General features: G+C 45.3%; 18 protein-coding genes and 1 rRNA gene. 12 read left to right on the forward strand and 7 right to left on the reverse strand.

The genetic code is table 11. The features are described 5' to 3' along the window. The first annotated feature begins 77 nt into the window (after positions 1-77). From mutY to CWI82_RS08505, 4 genes are all read left to right on the forward strand, one after another. Positions 78-1091, forward strand: coding sequence for an A/G-specific adenine glycosylase (gene mutY / locus CWI82_RS08490; RefSeq protein ID WP_130203159.1), 1014 nt, complete (start codon positions 78-80; stop codon positions 1089-1091). Positions 1092-1180: 89 nt separating this feature from the next. Beyond that, entirely contained in the window at positions 1181-1453 is a 273-nt protein-coding gene (locus tag CWI82_RS08495) for an oxidative damage protection protein (protein ID WP_092854099.1), read from the forward strand. Positions 1454-1641: 188 nt separating this feature from the next. Then, complete coding sequence (proB, locus tag CWI82_RS08500; protein WP_092854097.1) at positions 1642-2754, forward strand: glutamate 5-kinase; 1113 nt, start codon at positions 1642-1644, stop codon at positions 2752-2754. Beyond that, a complete protein-coding gene (locus CWI82_RS08505; RefSeq protein ID WP_130203160.1) occupies positions 2751-4004 on the forward strand; it encodes a glutamate-5-semialdehyde dehydrogenase in 1254 nt (417 codons plus the stop codon). The genes proB and CWI82_RS08505 overlap by 4 nt, the downstream gene beginning before the upstream one ends. A 23-nt stretch (positions 4005-4027) precedes the next feature. Here CWI82_RS08505 and waaA read toward each other — a convergent pair whose 3' ends face one another. Together waaA and CWI82_RS08515 are read right to left on the reverse strand one after the other, a co-directional pair. Next, positions 4028-6055, reverse strand: coding sequence for a lipid IV(A) 3-deoxy-D-manno-octulosonic acid transferase (gene waaA / locus CWI82_RS08510; RefSeq protein WP_130203161.1), 2028 nt, complete (start codon positions 6053-6055; stop codon positions 4028-4030). Between the two features lie 6 nt (positions 6056-6061). Beyond that, complete coding sequence (locus CWI82_RS08515) at positions 6062-6802, reverse strand: glycosyltransferase (protein WP_092854091.1); 741 nt, start codon at positions 6800-6802, stop codon at positions 6062-6064. 121 nt (positions 6803-6923) lie between these two features. Between CWI82_RS08515 and CWI82_RS08520 the strand changes: the two genes are divergently transcribed. Together CWI82_RS08520 and CWI82_RS08525 are read left to right on the forward strand one after the other, a co-directional pair. Continuing rightward, positions 6924-8525 carry a cryptochrome/photolyase family protein gene (locus tag CWI82_RS08520; RefSeq protein WP_130203162.1) on the forward strand — a complete coding sequence of 534 codons (1602 nt, stop codon included), beginning with the start codon at positions 6924-6926 and terminating at the stop codon, positions 8523-8525. Between the two features lie 11 nt (positions 8526-8536). Then, the gene (locus tag CWI82_RS08525) at positions 8537-9070 is read left to right on the forward strand and encodes a lipocalin family protein (RefSeq protein WP_092854087.1); all 534 of its coding nucleotides are present in this window, start codon (positions 8537-8539) and stop codon (positions 9068-9070) included. Between the two features lie 3 nt (positions 9071-9073). Here CWI82_RS08525 and CWI82_RS08530 read toward each other — a convergent pair whose 3' ends face one another. Then, a complete protein-coding gene (locus CWI82_RS08530) occupies positions 9074-10888 on the reverse strand; it encodes a DEAD/DEAH box helicase (RefSeq protein ID WP_092854085.1) in 1815 nt (604 codons plus the stop codon). A gap of 257 nt (positions 10889-11145) precedes the next feature. Here CWI82_RS08530 and CWI82_RS08535 point away from each other — a divergent pair, with 257 nt between their 5' ends. The 6 genes from CWI82_RS08535 to nspC all read left to right on the forward strand — a co-directional run bounded on the left by CWI82_RS08535 (position 11146) and on the right by nspC (position 19878). Then, positions 11146-12603, forward strand: coding sequence for an NAD-dependent succinate-semialdehyde dehydrogenase (locus CWI82_RS08535; protein WP_233340220.1), 1458 nt, complete (start codon positions 11146-11148; stop codon positions 12601-12603). After that, positions 12600-13973, forward strand: a complete 1374-nt coding sequence (locus CWI82_RS08540; RefSeq protein ID WP_130203163.1) for an aldehyde dehydrogenase family protein — start codon at positions 12600-12602, stop codon at positions 13971-13973. Before CWI82_RS08535 ends, CWI82_RS08540 begins: the two co-directional genes overlap by 4 nt. A gap of 130 nt (positions 13974-14103) precedes the next feature. Further along, positions 14104-15522 (forward strand): sodium-dependent transporter, encoded by a 1419-nt coding sequence (locus CWI82_RS08545; protein ID WP_130203164.1) that lies wholly within the window; start codon positions 14104-14106, stop codon positions 15520-15522. A 3-nt stretch (positions 15523-15525) separates the two neighbouring features. Next, positions 15526-17442 carry a GNAT family N-acetyltransferase gene (locus tag CWI82_RS08550; RefSeq protein WP_130203165.1) on the forward strand — a complete coding sequence of 639 codons (1917 nt, stop codon included), beginning with the start codon at positions 15526-15528 and terminating at the stop codon, positions 17440-17442. Positions 17443-17537: 95 nt separating this feature from the next. Continuing rightward, positions 17538-18737 carry a saccharopine dehydrogenase family protein gene (locus CWI82_RS08555; protein WP_092854077.1) on the forward strand — a complete coding sequence of 400 codons (1200 nt, stop codon included), beginning with the start codon at positions 17538-17540 and terminating at the stop codon, positions 18735-18737. 4 nt (positions 18738-18741) lie between these two features. Continuing rightward, a complete protein-coding gene (gene nspC / locus CWI82_RS08560) occupies positions 18742-19878 on the forward strand; it encodes a carboxynorspermidine decarboxylase (protein WP_092854075.1) in 1137 nt (378 codons plus the stop codon). Between the two features lie 78 nt (positions 19879-19956). Here the strand turns inward: nspC and CWI82_RS08565 are convergent, their stop codons facing one another. From CWI82_RS08565 to rrf, 4 genes are all read right to left on the reverse strand, one after another. Then, positions 19957-20700 (reverse strand): type III pantothenate kinase, encoded by a 744-nt coding sequence (locus tag CWI82_RS08565; protein WP_130203166.1) that lies wholly within the window; start codon positions 20698-20700, stop codon positions 19957-19959. Continuing rightward, positions 20690-21679, reverse strand: a complete 990-nt coding sequence (birA, locus tag CWI82_RS08570; protein ID WP_092854071.1) for a bifunctional biotin--[acetyl-CoA-carboxylase] ligase/biotin operon repressor BirA — start codon at positions 21677-21679, stop codon at positions 20690-20692. Before birA ends, CWI82_RS08565 begins: the two co-directional genes overlap by 11 nt. Continuing rightward, positions 21676-22677, reverse strand: coding sequence for a UDP-N-acetylmuramate dehydrogenase (gene murB / locus CWI82_RS08575; RefSeq protein WP_130203167.1), 1002 nt, complete (start codon positions 22675-22677; stop codon positions 21676-21678). The genes birA and murB overlap by 4 nt, the downstream gene beginning before the upstream one ends. Positions 22678-22854: 177 nt before the next feature. Continuing rightward, a 5S ribosomal RNA gene (rrf, locus tag CWI82_RS11585) occupies positions 22855-22939 on the reverse strand; the annotation flags it as partial.

Here is a 22939-nt window from a genome sequence, read left to right on the forward strand (position 1 = left end):
AATAGAAAAAAAGCCTGACGCGACGGGGCTTTACCGTTTTTTTGCGACTTTTTTAACCATTAACTTACAAAATATTCATGATTGATAAGACTTTTAGACCTAAAAGTACGCCTCTAAACCCTCTTGAGTTCAGTGCAACCGTAACAAACTGGCAACGTCAGTATGGTCGCAATGACCTCCCATGGCAGATAAATATCACCCCGTATCGAGTCTTAGTTAGTGAGCTAATGTTGCAGCAAACACAAGTCGCTACGGTAATTCCCTACTTTGAGCGTTGGTTGCAACACTTCCCCACCATTGAAGATTTAGCGACAGCGTCAGAGGATGCGGTGATGGCGCAATGGCAAGGTCTCGGTTATTACTCACGAGCCAGGAATCTACACAAAGCCGCGCGTTATGTGGTTGACGAGTTTGCCGGACAATTACCTGACAATGTCGACGAGCTCAGAGAGGTACCTGGGGTTGGGCCATACACAGCAGGAGCAATTTCAGCCTTTGCATTCAATAAACCGGCAGCCATAGTAGATGGCAACGTCAAACGGTTGTTTAGCCGTTACTTTGGTATTGAGGGTGAAATTAGTTCGGCCAAGACAAATAAGACGATTTGGTCGTTAGCAGAACAATACACACCAGTTACTGACAGTCGACGTTATGCACAAGCTCTGCTTGATCTGGGTGCCACAGTTTGTACGCCTCGAGCGCCGTCATGTCAGGAATGTCCGTTACAAGAAAGTTGTAACGCCTATGCAACCGATCGTGTACAAATTTTGCCAACGAAAAAGATGAAATCGAAAATACCGACGCGTAGCGGAAATTTCTTGCTTGATTTAACTTCCGACGGCGTTGTTTTAGTCCAGCGATCTGCTGACGGTATATGGCCACGACTCTGGTGCCTGCCCGAAACGGATGAGCCACCCAAAAATGCTACGATTCACGGCAAATTTAAACATGTATTTTCTCACTATAAGCTTGATGCAACAGTGTTTGCGCAATCGATTCCAAACGGTGCTACGCGTGTGCATTTAGATGAAATTGAAAGCTATGGATTACCAACACCCATACGTAAATATCTTAATACGTTACCTACATAAATATACGTATTTAACGATGATGTAAGTTTGCATTCGCTTACTGCAACGCCGTAAAATAAGATACAAATTTAAAATCAAATGGGGTTGTCATGAGCCGTACTGTATATTGTGAATACCTAAAGAAAGAAGCTGAAGGGTTAGATTTTCAACTTTACCCAGGTGAACTAGGTGAGAAAATTTTCAACAGCATTTCTAAACAAGCATGGGCTGAGTGGCAAAAAAAGCAGACGATGTTGATTAACGAAAAGCGCTTAAACCTCATGGACCCGCAAGCTCGAACGTTTCTTGAAGAGCAAATGCAAGCATTCTTATTTGAGGGCAAAGACGTCGATATAGAAGGTTACACCCCTCCCGCCAAATAAATATCCTTCAAAGCCCCGCTAAGCGGGGCTTTTTTATGTTTAAAAAAAGTAAAGTATTCATCAAGAATAGTCCTATTTCCTTATTTTATGCCTTATATAATGGGCATTTCCATCACTTATCCCTGTCAACTAGAGAAACAGCCTTAAATCTGTTAGACTACATACGAATTTTTCAAGAGGGAGAAGTTATGGAGATGCCTTCCTGGCAACGTGCTGTACTAAAAGTAGGCAGTGCGTTGATTGCACCAGACGATACAGGAACGAGCAGTAAGTATTTATTAGCTATCGCTCGATTTATTATTGAGTGTCATGAACGTGGACAGGAAATAGTCCTTGTTTCATCGGGCAGTGCTGCAGCCGGCAGAAAACATATCAGTTTTGACGGCGATCAACTCCCGGTGACCATTAAGAAAGCGATGGCAGCTGTTGGACAAAACGACATGATGGCGAATTGGTCACGTTTTTTCGATTTCCCATGCGCTCAAGTACTTATGACGCATGGTGACTTACGTGATAGAGCTCGTTATGTCAGCATTCGAAACACACTTCGAACATTGTTAGAACACGATGTATTACCAATCGTTAATGAGAACGATGCGCTCGCGACCGATGAAATGAAAGTTGGCGATAATGATAATCTCGCCGCAATGGTTGCGACGTTAGTTGATGCCGATGCATTGTTTATTTGTTCAGACATTGACGGTTTGTTTGACGCCGATCCGCGAGTAAAGCCGGATGCGAAAAAAATTCCTCAGGTAGATGAAATAACCGAGGAAATTTTTGCACTCGCCGGTGGTACAACCAACAAGATTGCAACCGGTGGCATGCGTACCAAAATCGAGGCAGCCGAGAAAGCAACGTCACACGGTATCGACACTTATATTGTGAATGGTCGCAAAGGTGCAACCTTCGAACATATGTTACGTGGTCAGAATCCGGGAACATTGTTTAAGCGCCAGCAAGATCCAATGAGTAACAAGAAGCATTGGTTACGCCATACATTAATTTCACAAGGTGAGCTTGTTATTGATGAGGAATCGGCGGCGGCATTGAGTCGTGGCGAGTCTCTTACAACCAGCGGTATTGTGGACGTTCAAGGCGACTTCAATCGCGGTGACGCGGTAGTGATTCGATGTGGCAGTACCGCAGACGCTATTGGTAAAGGTATTTGCCAGTACAGCTCGCACGAACTCATGCATATCAAAGGGCAAGACATCAGCGAAATCGCTGAAGCATATGGTTATAGCCCAATTTCAGAAGTAATCGAAAGTAATGATTTAATGATACTGGAGGACGAATGAGTACTCAGTTAGCAGAACAAATTTCCAAACGTGCAGCGGTTGCTGCGCGAGCCGTTGCAAACTTATCAGAAGCAAAGAAGAATCAAGTATTGCAACGTATGGCCGACGCCATCAGAGCCGCAAAAAGTAACATCTTAGCGGTCAACGAAAAGGACATGGTTGCAGGAAAAGACAAAGGTCTATCTGATGCAATGTTAGACCGCTTGCAGCTCGATGATGAACGTATTGAGGGCATGGCTACTGCAATTGAAGAAATTATTGAACTGGCTGACCCGGTTGGCGAACGCCACCATTTTGAAACACGACCGAATGGCATTCAAGTTGATAAAATGCGCATTCCGCTTGGTGTCATCTGCATGATCTATGAGGCGCGCCCGAATGTTACAGCAGATGCCGGAGCGCTATGCTTTAAGTCTGGTAACGCTGTGATCCTTCGTTGTGGTCGCGAGGCTATCGAAACCAGTAAAGCAATTGCTGAGGCATTGCACCAGGCTTTACGTGAAAGCGAGTTACCTGAAGATGTCATTACTGTTGTGCCATCGCCCGATCGTGAGCTAATGAATGAACTGCTAAAGCAGGACAAATACATCGACCTCGTCATTCCACGTGGTGGTGAAGGCTTGATTCATTTCGTGAGCGATAACAGTAAGATCCCTGTAATTCAGCACTACAAAGGCGTTTGTCATCTCTACGTTGATAAAGATGCAAACGTTGATACAGCTTTAAACATTTTGCTCAATGGCAAGACGCAGCGTACAGGTGTCTGTAATGCTCTGGAAGGATTAGTCGTTCATCAAGAGATTGCGTCGAAATTTTTGCCAGCTGCTGCGAAAGCGTTAGCGGAGAAGAACGTGATTATTCACTCTGATGCAGCTTCGGCCAGCTATTTTGAAAATGCCGATGTTATCGCTGATGACGCATTTGGCGAAGAATATCTCGCACTTGAAATTGCAGTTAAAACAGTTGGTGATTTCGACCAAGCGTTGGATCACATTCACAACTTCGGTAGCGGTCATACAGAAGTTATTGTGACTGAAAACAAACAAGCAGCCGACCGTTTCATTCGTGAAGTGGATTCTGCAGTCACTATGGCAAATGCTTCATCGCGCTTTAGTGATGGCGGTCAATTGGGTCTCGGTGCTGAAATTGGTATTTCTACCAGTAAGCTGCATGCTTATGGCCCAATGGGTTTGCAAGCGCTTACCACTGAGAAATTTGTGGTCACTGGAACGGGGCAAATTCGCGAGTAATGATTACTCGCGATGTGCTGGAGCTATAGGCTCGCTCCATACCCTTGAACCAATAGAGGCCAGTCTCGTGTTTCATCAAAGTGGAACGCTTGATTGGCTTCTTTTGCTTTCGTCAGCTCTTTATTCAATGAACGAAGCAGACGCTGCAAGTTAGCCTCGTGCCACTCTCCAAAAGCTCTGAAACCGCACTTATCAAAATCGACTATCCAACACTTGCCTGTATCATCGAGCATGATGTTATGGCAGTTTAAATCAGAGTGATAAACGCCCGCATCATGAAGCTGTCGAATGGTTTCACCGAGAAGTTGCCAGTGGGCGCTTGTCAGTGGTTGTTGTAACAGCAGTTTAAATACATCTTGTGCACCAGGAATCACTTCAACCAAGATATCGGCTCGATAACCCCATATCGGCGCTTTGGTAAATTGCGCCGCAACTGGGCGCGGTACTGGCAAGTTTAATTCTCGCAGTTTCAATAATAACGAGAATTCTGCCATCGCGCGGCTGCTTGCAATCGGCTCGCGCTTGAACCGATCCTTATTAAATTTACCGACTAAGCCACCGCGATAATAATGCCGCAGCAATAAACCATGTGTGCCTGCATCAACAAAAAATGCCGTACTGCGGCCCGTAGCGGAGCCCTTCACTTTATTCAAGCGCTGCCAATATCCAGCTTCAAAATGTTCGGTCGTACAATCATCAAGAATAGCTGGGTCGTACCAAATTTCTGTGTTGCTATTCGGGTTAATTGTTTTAATCATCGACATTGTCCTCACTGTTCCAGCCGTCTCTGTCGACGGTAAAAACCGTTTGATATCTTCTAAAATGGTCGCCGTTGCCCCTTGATCGTTGGCAAACTCGTTAAACGCTTGTTCGGCGCAAGCAGCTGCTTGTTCAGGATGAGTCAGCCAAGTACACCAAATGTCCGCGAGTTCTTCTGAGTTAGCAACCATTTGCACGCCATGGGCGGCTTTTAAACGTGCATAAATCTCGTCGAAATTGAATACATTCATGCCTGAAACAACGGGGGTTTTGGTTGCGATTGGTTCAAGAGGATTGTGCCCTCCTCGCTCAATCAAACTCCCGCCAACAAAAGCAACATCAGCGACCGCATACCAAAGCAATAACTCGCCCATAGAGTCAGCAAGAAACACTTGATGTGTCGATTGCACAGTCTGCTTATCGCTGCGCCTAACCAAATTGAATTGCTGCTGTTTTACCAAACGTGCGACTGCATCGAAACGCTCCGGATGACGTGGCACTAAAATCAAGAGAGCTTGCGGATATTGCTTAAGTGTTACCTTAAAGGCTTCAAGAATTTGTGCGTCTTCACCATCATGTGTACTTGCAGCAACCAGCACGGGGCGGCTTAAAGTATCGCGCCAACGCTTGGCCTCTTGCTGTACGTGTTCAGGTATTTGAAAATCATGTTTCAGGTTGCCGCGCACAGCGAGCATATCAGATGGGACGCCAAGCGATAGAAACCGTTCCGCACTTACTTCGTTCTGCGCAGCGACAAAGTCCAACTTTTGCCAAATTGGACCAAGTAACCAACGGTACTTCTGATAACCTTTCATTGAGCGCTCTGACATACGTGCGTTGACAACCAACATCTGTATATCACGCTGCTGGCACTGTTCTACCAGACACGGCCAAACTTCTGTTTCAAGAATGACTATCAACCGCGGGCTTAGCTTATCGAGAAAACGCGATACTGCGGCGGGGGTATCTATCGGTAAATAATAATGAAAGACGCGATCGGCGAAGAGTTTATAAGCCATTTCAGCAGCTGTAGGCGTCATGGAGGTCAGCGTCACCGACAAATGCGGGTAAGCGTTTAAGGTGCTTTCGATCAGGCCTCGCGCGGCTACAGTTTCCCCCACCGAAACACAATGGATAACGAGACCGTCACGTGCTTGTGCTGGAACATTCTGACGAGCAAGTCGCTCAGCCCATCGCTTGCGGTAAGCAGGCGCTTTCGCCCCACGTAACCAAAGGTATATAAAAACCAAAGGTGTCGCGAGGCGCATAAGCAGCTTATACCAAAAAGTCATTCCCGCTTAACGCCAGTAGTCTTTAATCCACGTCGTTGGCAGTACCTTGCGGTACCATTTGCCGCTACGTCCGGCAACAGCATCATCTGGATGTGGGCGACCATGGAAAATAATCACTTTAGCGCCCTCAGGAATCCGCGGCTGCTGAAAGAAACTTAACGGGAATGGACGCAAACAATGGCGTTTAAAGCTACGGCACCACTGCGCAGGCCAATACTTCAATTTCCCTTGGCGGGCAACGAATTGAGTAATAAATTCTTGCTCATTACGCACATCTTTACGAGAGCCAACTGGATCGGCTTTCAAATGTTCCAAAGCATCAACGTGAGCACCGATATTGAAACGGAATACTGACGTATTTCCGGTCGCATCTGATTTATCCCACTCTTTGATAACTAAAAAATCACCTTCAGGTTCAAAGAACTCGTCTAAGCTACCCACAATGACGATATCAAGATCAAGGAACAGCGTCTGTCCTTGTAAATCATAGAGCGGATCGGCGAAACAGGTTAATTTCAGCCATCCATGCGCAAACGTCCATGGCTTGCGCTGGTCAAAATCTTCAAAACCAATCTCCGGAATTGGCTTTACTTCAACTTCATCGCGAATACCTTCTGCGTCATCAGTGAAGCAAACAAAACGATATGGCAATGAAATATTGCGACTCACCATCGAATACAAGGTATTGACGTAATCCGAGCCGTATTTGTTGCCCCATTTGATACAAATAATATTAACTGGCTGCATGATGTTCCTGCCTGAGGGTTAACTAATTTAATAGACGCATAATGCCAAATTTTCAGTGATCTCGCTATGTTAAAACACGTATTTAGCAATGATTCCCTATAACTTAGCGTAGATTTAACAGATGACCAGCCATTCCACCTCTCACGCAATCGGCAGTTTTGATTTTAATCACCTGCCTGACGATTCGATTACCAGCCTCGCATTGGTTTTGGGTGATCAATTAAATGCGAGTCATAGTTGGTTTAAAACCGTTAACCCACAACGCTTGATTATTCTTATGGAAGTGTGTGAAGAAACGGATTATGCGAACCATCACATTCAAAAAGTTGTTGGTTTTTTCGCTGCAATGCGTAACTTTGCGCAGGCATTAAGCACGGCTGGGCATTCTGTTTTATATATACGCCTTGACGACCCACACAATCACCAAAGCGTGACCGAAAACTTAACTGGCTTATTAGAAAAGCTGCCGAGTGTCGCCCATGTTCACCTTCAACAACCTGACGAATATCGAGTAGACTGCTATTTGCAAGCTTGGGCTGAGCAGCAATCCATTCAAGTGAGCTGGTTCGATACTGAGCATTTCTTAACACAACGCAGTGTTTTGCATGACTGGTTTCCTGGTAAAGATAATTTTTTGATGGAATCCTTTTATCGACGCATTCGCAAACAATCCGGCTATCTGATGGAGCATGACAAACCCATCGGAGGCAAGTGGAATTTCGATAAAGAAAATCGTCATAAGTTAGCAGATAAGCACGATGTGCCAGCTCCATTGATGTTCTCTCACGACGTGACCGACATTGTTGCAATGCTGACGAAAGCTCAGGTTAAAACGATTGGTGAGATTGACCCTGAGCGTTTTATTTGGCCCACCACCCGAGCAGAATCGCGGCAACTACTCGACTACTTTATCGATAAACTATTGGCGAATTTCGGCCGTTATCAGGATGCCATGCATACTGACTACTGGTCGTTATTTCACGCGCGTCTATCGTTTTCATTAAACACGAAAATGATCTCTCCCCGTGAGGTTGTCGAACGAGCAATTAATTATTGGCAAGACCATCGCGCACAAGTTAACGAGGCTCAAATTGAGGGTTTCGTAAGGCAAATTATTGGTTGGCGAGAGTTTATTAGAGCGATTTATTGGCACCATATGCCGAACTATTCTACCACCAACTTCTTCGAGCATAGCGCAAAGCTACCAGCCTACTATTGGACTGCTAAAACAAAAATGCAATGCATGGCGAAGAGTATCGAGCAGTCGCTAAAGTTTAGCTATGCGCATCACATTCAGCGTCTCATGGTTACCGGCAACTTTGCCCTGCTTAGTGGCGTTGCTCCTGATGAGGTAGATGCATGGTATCTGGGTATCTATATCGATGCCTTACAATGGGTAGAATTACCCAATACTCGCGGCATGAGTCAGTTTGCTGATGGTGGTATTCTCGCGACTAAGCCATACATCTCGAGTGGTTCTTATATCAATAAAATGTCGAATTATTGCCAGAGTTGTCATTACGATGTGAACCAACGAGTTGGTGAAAATGCTTGTCCTTTTAACAGCCTATATTGGCACTTTATTGAAACTCATAAAAAACAGCTTCGTAATAATGGACGAATGGGGCTAATCTTAAATCAATGGGATAAGCGTGATGAATCGGATAAACAAGAGTTATTAAAACAAGCTCGCTTTTATTTATCGCAGGTCGACTCGTTATAAAGGAAATTGAAATGAATAAGTTCATAGCCGTGTTGTTTACCAGTATTTTTTTATTTGGTTGTACGAGTAAACCAGCGCCGGTAGCACCAGTTATCGAGCAATTTGACGCAGACAACTATCTTGGCAAATGGTATGAAATTGTTCGTCTGCCACATAGCTTTGAAGAGGATTTGGAGCGGGTTACAGCTGAATATCGATTAAATAGCGACGGCACGCTTGAAGTTACCAATCGCGGTTATAACGTTGAGCTTGGTGAATGGGAAACGGCTATCGGCCATGCGAAGCCGGTTGGAACTGCAATGTATAAAGTGACCTTCTTTTGGCCGTTTTATGGCGGTTACTATATTAGTGAATTGCAATCGAATAGCGCTGGTAAATATACCTTAGCTGTCATTACGAGTGATAGTCATGACTATTTTTGGGTGCTTGCGCGCACACCAGAAATACCTGAAGCCATGCTCGAGGAATTGCTACAAAAAGCTGAAAATTGGGGATATGACACCAGCCTAATGATTCGTGTGAATCATCAGGCTGGATATCAATAACGATTACTGAGCGCGACGGCCGCGGCGTTCCCCAGCATTACCGCGACCACCTTTATCACCGCGACGCTGCGCGCCTTTAAACGGTGGACGCTCACCAGCAGGTGGACGTGGACGACGAGTAATTTGCTCACCCGGCGCTAATTCAAGACCCATTTGTTGCTGACGTACACGTGCACGTTGCAGTACACGGACGACAGCTGTCGGCATACCTTTTGGCAATTCAACCAAGCTATGGCCATCAAACAATTGAATTTGACCGATAAAACGGCTGTCGATATCTGCTTCGTTCGCAATCGCACCCACAATATCTTGCGGACGCGCGCCATGCTCGCGACCGACTTGGATACGGTAAGTATCGAATTCGACATTCGCATCACGACGATCTCGTGGGCTACGTTTTTCACGACCCTCACGACCATCACGAGCATCGCGTTTACCGCGACGATCTGCGCGCTCTTCAAATTTGCGCGGCGCTGGGTCATCCGCAACAATCAACGGACGCTGTGAATTTTGTTGAGCTAACAAGGCTGCGGCAATTTGCTCTGCCGACAAACCAGTATCAGCCTGCATTTTTGCAATAATATCGTTCAATTCATTAAATTGACCGCCCGCAACTGTTGCGACGATTTGCTCTTGCAACTTCTGTTGGCGATGGGTGCTCAATTCTTTCGCGTTCGGAACTTCAAAATACTCGATAGTACCGTTGGTCAAGCGCTCATAGGTGCGAAGCAAGTGTTTTTCTTTGTTACGATAGAACAAAATTGCTTCACCGCTGCGTCCAGCACGACCAGTACGACCAATACGGTGAACGTAAGATTCGCTATCGCCTGGTAAATCGTAGTTCACAACGTGAGTAATTTCCGGCACATCAAGGCCGCGCGCTACAACGTCAGTTGCTACCAAAATCTCAATACGACCGCTACGCAATTGCGCGACTGTTTGCTCACGCTGTGCTTGGTTTAAATCTCCACTTAACGGTGATGCTTTAAAACCTGATGCTTGCAACTGCTCAGTCACGTCCATGGTATCTGAGCGCGTCCGAACGAAAATCAAAACACGTTGATAGTCCAAGGTTTCCAACAGTCGCGTCAATGCCTGCATTTTACTCAAGCCACGCACTAACCATGCGCGCTGGCGAATGGTCGCTTTGGCTTTTTCAATTGCCGCGATTTGAATATTTAATGGCTGCTCACCCGCTTCGGTAACAAGGAATGTCTTCGCAAGTTTACGAATTGCAGGTGGCATAGTTGCTGAAAACAATGCGCGTTGCGCGGTGTTTGGTACCGCACCCATAATGGTTTCGATATCTTCGATGAAACCCATATTGAGCATTTCATCAGCTTCATCAAGAACAGCTAAACGCAGTGCGCTTAAATTCAACACACCTTTGTTTAATAAATCTAGTAAACGTCCTGGTGTTCCTACAACAACATGAGCACCGCCACGAAGCGCTTTAATTTGCGGACCAAATGCTGCACCACCATACACAGTTGCGACTTCGAGGCCTCGCATTTGTTGGCCGAACTCAGCAACTGCTTCCGCTACTTGAATAGCAAGTTCACGCGTCGGCGCAACAACTAGCATCTGAGTAGCGCGTTCTTTGGTATCAATTGCTGCTAAACCTGGTAAACCAAAGGCAGCAGTTTTACCGGTACCGGTTTGCGCTTCGCCAAGTACATTTTTGCCTTCAATAAGGGCTGGAATGGCTTGCAACTGAATAGGAGTTGGTTGGGTGAAATTCATTTTCTCAAGCTGTTTAAGCACAACAGCAGGCAGGGCCAAATCGGCAAACGATTGGCCAGTCATTACTTCAGACATATTTTTCTCACATGTTTCTGTATTGCATATAAGGGGATATACGCCCAGCTACAGAACACGATGAACACTCTGGCAGGAAATTAGGCGCTGTTTACCCCAACAAATTCAGGGGTAAGTCCGCTCCCATCAATAGCGGTAATGACCCTGAGGCGGCGAACTATACGCCAATTGTTAAATAAACACAAGTTAAACTAGCATTGAAGTTCTGCCGTATAACCCTAATACTGACTTATACATTCATAAAATTGGGAGTAGTCATGTCGACACATACCATGCGTTCACTCATTCAAACTAATGCGTTTATTGATGGTCATTGGATACCAACGGACAAACGCTTCGCGGTAACCAACCCAGCCACAGGTGAAACGCTTGCTGAGGTTGCGGATGGCGACGCTGCAATGGCAGAGCGCGCCGTAGAAGCTGCACATAAGGCGCTTGGTCATTGGCGTGAAAAGACTCCGAAACAGCGAGCGGATCTACTACGACGCTGGTACCAAAGCATGTTGGACAACAAGCAGGCGCTTGGTGAATTAATGAGCGCAGAGCAAGGCAAACCAATAGCTGAGGCGATTGGTGAAATCGAATATGGTGCAAGCTTTGTCGATTGGTTCGCTGGTGAGGCTGAGCGCTGTTATGGTGACATTCTTCCAGTTGCTTCTCAGGACAAACGCAGTTGGATAATTAAACAACCCGTTGGCGTATGTGCCGCCATTACACCGTGGAACTTCCCTAATGCGATGATCACTCGAAAAGTAGCTCCAGCGCTTGCTGCGGGCTGCACCATCGTGATTAAACCACCGCAATTAACACCACTTTCGGCATTAGCACTAGCCCAGCTCGCCAGCGAAGTCGGTATCCCTGATGGCGTTATTAATTTTGTTCCGTCAACTCAAGCAAAAGACGTGGGAGAGGTATTTACTCAACACCCTCAAGTTAAAAAGTTCACGTTTACCGGCTCTACCTCAGTTGGCAAGGCCTTAATGGAACAATGCTCACAAACTATGAAAAAGGTATCCTTGGAACTAGGTGGCAACGCACCATTTATAGTGTTTGATGATGCCGATATTGATTTGGCGGCGCGTGAGTTAATAGCCTGCAAATTCCGCAATGCGGGACAGACCTGCATCAGTGCTAATCGCGTGTTAGTGCAAGAATCGGTACACGATGCATTTATCGATAAACTTAAGCAAGCGCTTGGGAAACTTAAAGTGGCTGCTGGAGACGCCGAAGAAGTCGATTATGGTCCACTAATTAATGGCGATGCGATAACTAAGGTAAAAGAGCTACTTGATGATGCTGAGCAACAAGGCGCCACGATTCTCGCTGGCGGTAACGTTTTAGATGCGCTTGGCGAATTATTCTTTGCACCAACCCTTATCACTGGTGTAAAACCATCCATGCGTATTGCACAAGAAGAAATCTTTGGACCTGTTGTCGCGGTACAAACCTTTACCGACGAAGCACAAGGCGTATCCCGCGCAAACGATACCCCCTTTGGCTTAGCCGGCTATTTTTGTGCACAAGACTACACCCGAATTCAACGCGTTAGTGAACAACTGGAGTGTGGAATGTTGGGAATAAATGCTGGTGCAATTTCGCATGCCTATAATGCTTTTGGCGGAGTTAAAGAGTCCGGTATCGGACGCGAAGGCTCTCGCTATGGGTTGGCGGAGTATCAAGAAACTAAAAATATCACCTTGGGTGGCTTTGCATGAATCAACACATTGAACAGTGTTTAGCAAAATTACGAACAACTTACCATAGTGGTTTAACCAAGCCTCACGCTTGGCGTAAACAACAATTGCAGCAACTTCAACTTATGCTCGATGAGCATGAAAATGAGTTTCTTGAGGCTCTACAGCACGATCTGGGAAAATCATCTGCCGAAGGCTGGCTGACTGAACTTGGCTTTTTGAAAAGTGACATTAAACATACGCTCCATCACTTAAGTGGCTGGATGAAACCACAACGGGTTCGCCAGCCATTGTTAGCGTGGCCAGGGAAAAGTTATTTACACCCAGAACCACTGGGCGTCGTGCTAATCATTGGCGCTTGGAATTATCCAATCCAGTTATTGTTAAGCCCTCTTGTAGCCGCGATTGCTGCAGGTAACTGTGCGATTGTAAAGCCCTCAGAACTATCGCCAAAAACAGCGACACTCATTGAGCGCCTTTTACCTGACTATCTAGCCGCCGAGACGTTTCAGGTTATCACCGGCGGCGCCGAGGTCGCCTCAGAACTACTACGTCACAGATTTGATCACATCATGTATACCGGTGGCGGACGTGTTGGCCGTATTGTAATGCGAGCGGCCGCGGAACATCTGACTCCTGTAACGTTAGAGTTAGGAGGTAAAAGCCCAGCTGTCGTGCTTGCTGATGCAGATATTGCCGTAGCCGCGCGACGTATCGCTTGGGGTAAATGGATTAACGCTGGCCAAACCTGTATTGCACCCGACTACGTATTGATAGACGAAGCAAAGCATGACGAATTTATCGCCGCCCTAAAACATTGCTGCGATGAATTTTTTGGCGAGGATCCGCAGCATGCCGATGATTATGGCAGGATTGTTAACCGACAGCATTTCGATAGACTGGTAGGCTACTTAAAAGATGGTCGACTTGCCTTTGGTGGTGAGTTTGACGGTGATGATCGTTATATTCAGCCGACCGTGCTATGCGATGTTGAACCGGAAAGTAAGGTCATGCAAGACGAGATTTTCGGACCGATTTTGCCCGTGCTAAAAATTAAGAATTTAGCCGAGGCTATCGACTTTATTCAAAACCGTGACAAGCCTCTGGCATTATACGGTTTCAGTAAATCAGGCCGACAATTAAAACAACTCACTGAGCATACGCATGCGGGTAATCAATGCAATAATGATACATTAATGTTTATGCTGAATCCCGAGCTACCATTTGGAGGTGTTGGCTCAAGTGGCATGGGGCGTTATCACGGTAAATTTGGTTTCGATACATTCAGCCATATGAAATCAGTGATGACCCGACCTTTCACGATAGATCCTAAATTTCGCTATCCACCTTACACATCGTTTAAGCAAAAGCTACTGCGTTGGTTCTCGTAATTCTGAGCGGACTTGACTCAAACCGCATATTTTTAGCGTTTGGTCTGGTCTGCTTGCCCGCGGTAAGCGCATGCGCTAGGATTGGGCGGTTTGCAAACCATTATAATAACGAATAGCAAGGGTTCTCTCTATGAGCGCATCTCGTGAGCATTTCAGCTCAAAAATTGGTTTTATTCTCGCTGCCGCCGGTTCTGCGGTAGGTATTGGTAACCTTGTTGGCTTTCCTGTTGCGGCTACCAAAAATGGTGGTGGCGCGTTCTTACTAATCTACGCTTTTTTTGTAGCGTTTATTTGTTTACCGGTCATGCTGGCAGAAATGGGTCTTGGTCGGCGCGCACAACATAGCCCCTACAAAGCTTACGCTGAACTCGGACAAGGCATGAAACGCTGGCGTTTCGCTGGTCTATTGGCAACCATTACGCCATTTATGATTGCCGTTTTTTACATGGTTATTACCGTGTGGATTTTTGGTTACCTCGTCCAATCATTGCTAGGAAACTTAGATGCATTGGCCAGCGAAGGCTATTTTGGCCGCTTCGTCAATGACTATGATTTCATTTGGTATCTAGTGGGCGTAACGATCATCATTAACTTCATATTAGTTGGTGGTGTGCGTAAAGGGATAGAACGCGCCTCAAAAATTCTGATGCCTACATTGTTTTTGATGCTCATATTGTTAGTCATTTTCGTTCTGACATTAGACAACGCATGGGCCGGAGTTCAGTTCTACTTGGTTCCAGATTTTAGTCAAATTACTGGTTCGGTAATTAACGGAGCTTTAGCACAGGCATTTTTCTCATTATCGCTAGGGATGGGTATTTTGATTACCTACGGTTCTTATTTCCGCCGTAGCGATGACATTGTGACTTCAGGCAAACTTGTTGCTATTACTGATACTGCCGTTGCATTTATTGCAGGCTTGATGACGTTACCAGCTATCTTCGCGATCTACCCTGATACGAACCCAGACTCATTGAGTGACTCCTCGGTCAGTATGATTTTTTCATTCTTCCCGAATATTTTCTTAGCATTATCTGAATCAGTCGGTTACTTCGCTGCCAGCGTTGCCGCAACAATTTTCTTTTTATTAGCGTTTGTGGCAGCTATTACATCGTTAGTATCGATTATTGAAGTACCAACATCGTCGTTGATGGAAAAACGCGATATCTCGCGTAAAAAAGCCTTATTAGTGATGGGAGTCGCAATTACCATACTCACACTAATTGCGGCGACATCATTCGGTTTAGTCCCGTGGTTTACTGCATTTACGAGCTACGCGGGTGCTGACAAATCCGTTTTTGATGTCATCTATGATGTATTTTACGATACGATATTACCGTTGAATGGATTACTGATTTGTCTGTTTGTTCGCTTCCGTTGGAAACGCAGTCAATTAACTGCCGAATTGAGCGAAGGCAATCAAGCATACGCAACATCATGGTTAGAAAAATACGTAAGCTTTGCGATAGGAACGTTCATACCATTGATACTTGCGGTAGTATTTATTAATACGGTATTAACTAAATTCTTCGCAATTTCGATCATTTAATTCATGGGTTTAATTCGAATTGCGCACCACTTAAAGACTGCTCGTGTTCGAGCAGTCTTTTTGTTTGATGGCCCTCAGGATTGGCAGGCTTTTCATAAAAGCGCCATTATGCGACAACTGCCAGATGTTCTATATCTATCTGAAAGCAACAGCAACACAATAGCAATGCATCGTTATCGCGATTACTTGGGCACCTCGAATGACTTCGTGTTACTAGAGTTTACCGAAACCATTCATGCCGACGCCCTAGCAGCATTAGCGGGAACCGTAAATGGTGGCGGTATACTATTTGTTTTTCTACCACAGCAAACAACAGCATTTAAAAACCGCCTATTGGCAACGAGCACAAACTTTGCCCGAATTGAACTCATTCAACCAAATACCGACTTAAAAAAACTGACCCGAGAGCTTGCTACAGCAACGCTACCAGAGGCTAAGCCTCAGAATTTTCCCAGTAATACGCAAAAGGCTATTATTGAAGCGATGATAGACTTGCCCGGTACCTGTCATATACTCATGGCTGATCGCGGGCGCGGCAAAAGTACAACCCTTGGTCTCGCCTGCCAAGCTTGGATTCGAAACTATCGCGGTAGAGAGTTAGTTGTGACGGGTCCCCGACCATCAGCAGCGACAACCCTTCTAGAACATGCAGCTAAGTCGGTCCGCTTTGTTCCTTGGGATAAACTACTTAGTGAGTATAACCCGCAAAGCGTTCGGCTAATCATTGATGAAGCAGCCGCAATCCCAATGCATGTACTGCAACAATTGGTGCAACGTTTCACCGTATGGGCAGTCGCCAGTACTGTTGATGGTTACGAAGGTTGCGGCCGTGGCTTTGCCATTCGTTTTGTTGAGTGGTTGCAACAGCAACGTATCTGTAAGCAACATGAATTAACGGAGCCGATGCGCTGGTCAACGCACGACGAGGTTGAGCATTGGTTAAACCAAGCGTTATTTATGCAAGCTCACCACAGAGAAATCGATACCGCGGTTTTAACTCATTCGCCAACGCCGACAACTTATCAAGACATCCATTCGAGTGAGTTATCAGAAGCTGATCTACAAGAAGTCATTACTCTGTTATTGGAAGCTCATTATCAAAGTAGCCCGAATGATTTGCGATTGCTACTTGATGATCCACAACAACGACTCGTTTTAGCACGCCGGCAGAGCAATATTATTGGGGTGATTTGGTACAGCGTTGAAGGACAGCTTCCGCCAACATTGCAACAAGCCATTGTTGATGGGAAGCGCCGATTAAATGGACAAATACTTCCACAGGCGATTGCTTTTTATCTACAGCAACCCGATGTTTTAAGATGGCAATGGTGGCGTATCACTCGTGTTGCAGTGCACGATAAAGTCCGCCGCCAGGGCATCGGTTTAGAACTCCTCAAAGAGTTGCAGAAATTAGCGCAACGTGCACAAATTGATGCGCTCGGCTCGAGTTTTGGCGCTAGCCCAGAAGTTTTAGAGTTTTGGCGTCAAAGTTCGTACAAAATTGTTCGTTTAGGCCGTAAACTCAATATGGCAAGTGGCTATCCGAATGCGATCTTAGCTTACGGATTAAATGATGACGTTCGTGAACTCATCGACAAACTTCATCACTACTGTAATGCTGAACTCGACTGGCGCAATCACGTCGACGTCAATGTCAGCTCTGATATGTATCGAATTGCTCGAGCAGTATTAGTGGGCTTTGCATATGGTCACTTACCATTCACCGAAGCGCAGTTTGCTTGGAATGTTTGCGATAAAAAATATCCAATCAAAGCATCTGGCGTCACTCTACCTGGACAGATACTTAACGTCACTGAAGATTTAGCCCGTCTTACCCAAAAGTACGGATACAGTAGCCAACAAACAATGCAAAATCAGTTGCGTCAAATTGCCCGCGAATATCTCGAACTCACCCGCTAAACACTGTTAAAATAGTCACCTAAGCATGCTTACTTAACAAAAATATGCTATCTTCTAGCCTTTGTGTTCACCCAAAACGAAAGGGTATTTTAAACATGTCACGAGTATTAATTATTGGTGCAGGCGGTGTCGCCGGTGTAGTTGTAAAAAAATGTGCGATGTTGCCAGAATATTTTTCGGAAATTCATTTAGCTAGTCGCACATTATCTAAATGTGAAATGCTGCAAGAAGAAGTCGGTAAAGATCGCGTCGTCGGTGTCTACAAAGTTGACGCTGATGAAGCCAGTGAAGTTGCTGAGCTCATCCGAAAAGTTCAACCGAGTTTGGTTATCAACGTTGCATTACCCTATCAAGATTTACCAATCATGGATGCGTGTCTTGAGACCGGCGTGCACTATCTCGATACTGCAAACTATGAGCCAAAAGACGAAGCTAAGTTTGAATATTCGTGGCAGTGGGCATACCAAGACAAGTTTAAAGAGAAAGGCATCATGGCCTTGCTTGGGGCTGGATTTGACCCGGGTGTGACTAACGTGTTCACTGCTTATGCAGCGAAGCATTATTTCGATGAGGTTCATTATTTGGATATCGTTGACTGCAACGGTGGTGATCACGGCCAAGCATTTGCAACGAACTTTAACCCTGAAATTAATATTCGAGAAATTACTCAACGCGGTAAATTTTGGGAAAACGGTGAATGGCACGAAACTGATCCAATCAGTGTTCGCGAAGATTTAGATTATCCAGGCGTTGGTGTTCGCGCTTCATACTTACTCTTCCACGAAGAGCTCGAGTCGTTGGTGAAGCACTTCCCAACGTTGAAGCGCGCGCGTTTCTGGATGACTTTCGGTGAACAATATCTGACTCACCTGCGTGTACTGGAAAATGTTGGCATGACGTCTATTCAGCCAATTGAGTTCCAAGGCCAGAAAATTGTGCCACTAGAGTTTCTTAAAGCCGTGTTGCCTAACCCAGGTTCACTTGCTGAAGGCTACACCGGTATGACTTGTATCGGTACCTATGTAACCGGTATCAAAGATGGTAAAGAGAAAACAATCTTTATCTATAACAACTGTGACCATGCCGTTTGTAACGCTGAAGTTGGCGCACAAGCCGTATCCTACACGACAGGTGTTCCGGCAATGATCGCTGCATCGATGATGCTACAAGGTCATTGGATGAAACCAGGCGTTTGGAACATGGAGCAGTTTGATCCAGACGAATTCATGGAGCGCCTCAACAAATATGGCCTACCATGGAAAGTCATGGAAACTGAATCGCCATTTAAGCGTTAGAATCATGACCAATCCATTTTTGAAATCAGAAATACCGTCGCCTTGTTACGTCTGTGATGAGGCGGCGTTGGAGCGAAACCTTCAGTTGATGCAGCGTGTTCAACAGGAAAGCGGTGCTGATATTATTTTGGCACTGAAAGGTTTTTCAATGTGGAGCACCTTTGGGCTAGTGAAGCAGTACTTAAAAGGCTGCACTGCAAGCTCTGTATGGGAAGCTCGTTTAGCAGCGGAAGAGTTCGGTCGTGAAGTACATGCATATGCCCCAGCTTACAAACAAAGTGATATTGATGAACTTTTACCAATCGTTCATCACATCTCATTTAACAGTTTGTCGCAATGGCAACGCTTCCGCGAGCAAACTCTAGCATCAGGTGTTTCAGCTGGGCTTCGTGTGAATCCAGAACATCAAGAAGCGGAAACCGAGCTTTATGATCCTAGCGCTCCTGGTTCACGCCTAGGTATTCGAGCTGCAGAGTTAGCGGATGCGGACCTTAGTGGAATCGATGGTCTTCATGTTCACAATCTATGTGAGTGCGACTCGTTTGCTCTTGAGCGCACATTAGCTGCTGTAGAATCTAAGTTCGGTCATCTTTTGCATAAAATGAAATGGCTTAATCTTGGTGGCGGTCACCTCATGACCCGCAAAGGTTATGACGTTGAGCATTTGATTAAACAGTTGAAGCGCATTCAAGAAACTTACAGTATCCAGGTCATTCTTGAACCAGGGTCTGCGGTTGCTTGGCAAACCGGACCATTAATCGCTGAAGTAGTTGATATTATTGAAAATGATGGACAAATCGCCCTGCTCGATATCTCCGCGACTGCCCATATGCCTGACGTTTTAGAAATGCCGTATCGGCCGAATATCACCGGCGCTAGAGAACCAGGAGTTTTACCACACACCTATAAACTTGGCGGTAACTCATGTTTGGCTGGCGATGTGATTGGTTTGTATAGTTTCGAACAACCATTACAACCAGGTGACCGACTTATTTTTGAAGATATGATGCACTATACAATGGTGAAAACATCGTTCTTTAATGGTGTTGAGCATCCGAGTATTGGTATCTTACGCCGCAATGGTGAATTCGATTTAATTCGAAAATTCACCTATGAAGATTTCCGCGGAAGGCTTTCATAGGTCGCTCTGTGGGAGCTATAAAGTCAGTATCAAAAAAGCACAGCCTTCAAGCTGTGCTTTTTTATTAAGTAAGTTCGATTAAGATTGCCGCGCGTAGCAGGCTAAACCTTGCAGAACTAATTCGCTTCGCACTTCGCCACGACGCTTCAAGTCATTAGGTAATAATGGAATTGACCCACCACTAAATAGAATCCGATAATCAAACCAATCGAGTTCGGTTTCGGAAACTGCGATTGCTTGGCGTACCAGGCCTACAAAAGTATTCACGCAACCATTTAATAGACAATCTGGCGTACTTTGGCCTAGTTGATGAGCCTTACCCCAATGATCGTCACCTTCGTAGCCGACAAAAACGCCTGGCGCGCGATTAATCACTGAATGCTTCATTAGGTGAACGCCCGGAGCAATCCAACCGCCTAAGTGCTGTCCTTCCTGATCAACCCAGTCGACAGTGATTGCAGTGCCGGCATCAATAATCACCGTTGCTTTCGGTTGCTCGTTAAAAGCTCCAACAATAGCAAGCCACCTATCGACACCAAGGTTTTTAAACTCGCTGTACGAATTGGTAACACCAAATGCTTGCGCTTCGGTCGTAACACGAATAATTGCTTTATCAAAACCCTCAAGCCACTGATGAAGCCTATTATTACGCTCTTCGCTGCTGACACTAGCTATCCAAACACTTTCAATGTTATCTGGTACTCTGTGCTCAATCAGTTCGTCATAGTTAACATTTAACCAGGGCTCTAAATGTCCTTCAGAATCCATGAGAGCTACTTTAACTCTAGTATTACCCGCATCAATCAATAATTTATGCGCCATAACGTAAACTTACCTCTCCTGCGTGAAAACGCTCGAGCTTGCCATCACGCTTAACTAATAACGCACCGCTTTCGTCTATGCCCTCGGCAATACCATGTAACTCTTTATCTCCCATAATAATTCGAACTGGTTTCATTGCTAACCTATCGAATCGTTGCCAACGTGAGATAAAAGGCTTCAACCCTTCTTGTTCATAAACTCTTAAGGCCTGCCGGCATTTTGCGAGTAGCATCGCTGCGATATGATTTCTATCAAAATTATTATTCAATAACGTACTCAAATCAGTCCAAGGTTGATCAATTTGATCTGCTAACCAACTTGGCATTTTAATGTTTACGCCGATGCCTATAATTACATGAGCGACGCCAAGTGCTTGACCTTCAAGTTCGATAAGAATCCCTGCCAACTTTTTTCCGTTAACAATCACATCATTTGGCCATTTAACTTCAACGTCATAAACGCCCAGCTCTGACAACAATTCAGCAATTACGGTTCCCAGAGCTAGACTCAAGCCCATGGCAGCGCCCATTCCATCCTCTAAGCGCCAATACATGCTCATGTAGAGGTTGCTACCAAACGGCGAAACCCAGCGTTTGCCGCGACGCCCACGCCCAGCTGTTTGTGCTTCAGAAAATACTGCATAACCAGAGTCTATGTTATGAGTAATCGCGTGTTTAATAAAGTCGTTAGTCGAGCCAACGACACGCTCCAAATGAATATCTTGCGCATTTTCTTGATTCGAGTTTAGGAAGTCAGAGATTACATTCAAATGTAAAAGCTTTAACTCATTCGCAAACTTATAACCTTTACCTGTTACACGAAAAACATCGATACCAAGCGCTTGGACATCTTTAATGTATTGGCTAATAGCGGTTCGGCTTACGTCGAGTTGGGCTCCAAGCTTTTCACCTGAATGAAACTGACCGTCACTAAGTATCTCAATTATTTGGGTGATTCTTTCTACACGTTGTGGCTTCATAACGAAACTAATCCTTTTTCGTCTAACAACCGAACCTCAGCTTCTAACTTTATACCGTAATTTTTAAAAACCAGTGCTTGAATATGACGCGCTAACTCAAGTACATCTTTACCGATGGCGTTACCCGAATTAACCAGTACTAAAGCCTGCTTGGTATGAACTGCAGCACCGCCAATTGCAAACCCCTTCAAGTTTAAGTTATCGATTAACCAGCCGGCGGCTATTTTTATGTCACCGTTAGGCGTATCAAAATGAGGTATGGCTGGAAAGCGTTGAAGGAGTTCAGCGAAGTGAGCACGGGCAATAATTGGGTTCTTAAAGAAGCTACCTGCGTTAGGCGTAATTGCAGGATCAGGCAACTTCGCAGAGCGAATCGCTATCACTTTATTCAAAATATCCGTAGGTAAAACTGGGCTATCGAGCGCTTTTAGTTCACCGTATGACAATTCGGGTTGCCAGGCTTTCGGCATTGAAAACTCAACTTTTAAAATAACCCAACGCATTGGGTTCTGTTTAAAAATGCTATCTCTATAGCCAAATTTACAGTCTATCGGTTTAAAGTTTACAACTTTGTGTTGCCGTCTATCCCATGCAGTCACATTGGTAATGAATTCAGCAACCTCACGACCATACGCACCAATATTTTGCACAGGTGCAGCACCAACAGTACCGGGGATTAAAGCCAAGTTTTCGAGACCATTAATTCCTTTATCATTCAAACATAAAACCAGTTCATGCCAGTTCTCTCCGGCACCAACTTTTACATTCCAATGATCATCAGCTTCTACTATTTCGATTCCTGTAATACGCACACAAACAAGTGGCTTTTTGAAGTCATTCAAAAAGATAGTATTCGAACCACCTCCGATTACATATGCATCTGCCGGTATTTCTGTTAGCTGCTCTTGCTGAGTCAGAAACAAGATATTTTCGGCCTTTGCGGGAAGTCGAAAGGTGTGAAGCGTGGATAAGTCGTAGAATGTCTCAATTTCGTTCATGGGCTGATTATACGGCTATTTACATGAGAACGGTAGAGAAAGGCTAGAGCGATATTAGCTATTGGATATTAGATATTAGTGGAAGGCAGAGACGAAAGGCGTTGTTCGTGCGCTGCGCTGTTGGGTCCGTAAACGAAAAAACCCCGAGCGTTAGCTCGGGGTCTCGTCGTATTTGAAGCCTGGCGGTGTCCTACTCTCACATGGGGAAGCCCCACACTACCATCGGCGCTGAAGCGTTTCACTACTGAGTTCGGAATGGATC

This window comes from Pseudidiomarina tainanensis, from assembly GCF_004214835.1.
Lineage (GTDB): Bacteria > Pseudomonadota > Gammaproteobacteria > Enterobacterales > Alteromonadaceae > Pseudidiomarina > Pseudidiomarina tainanensis.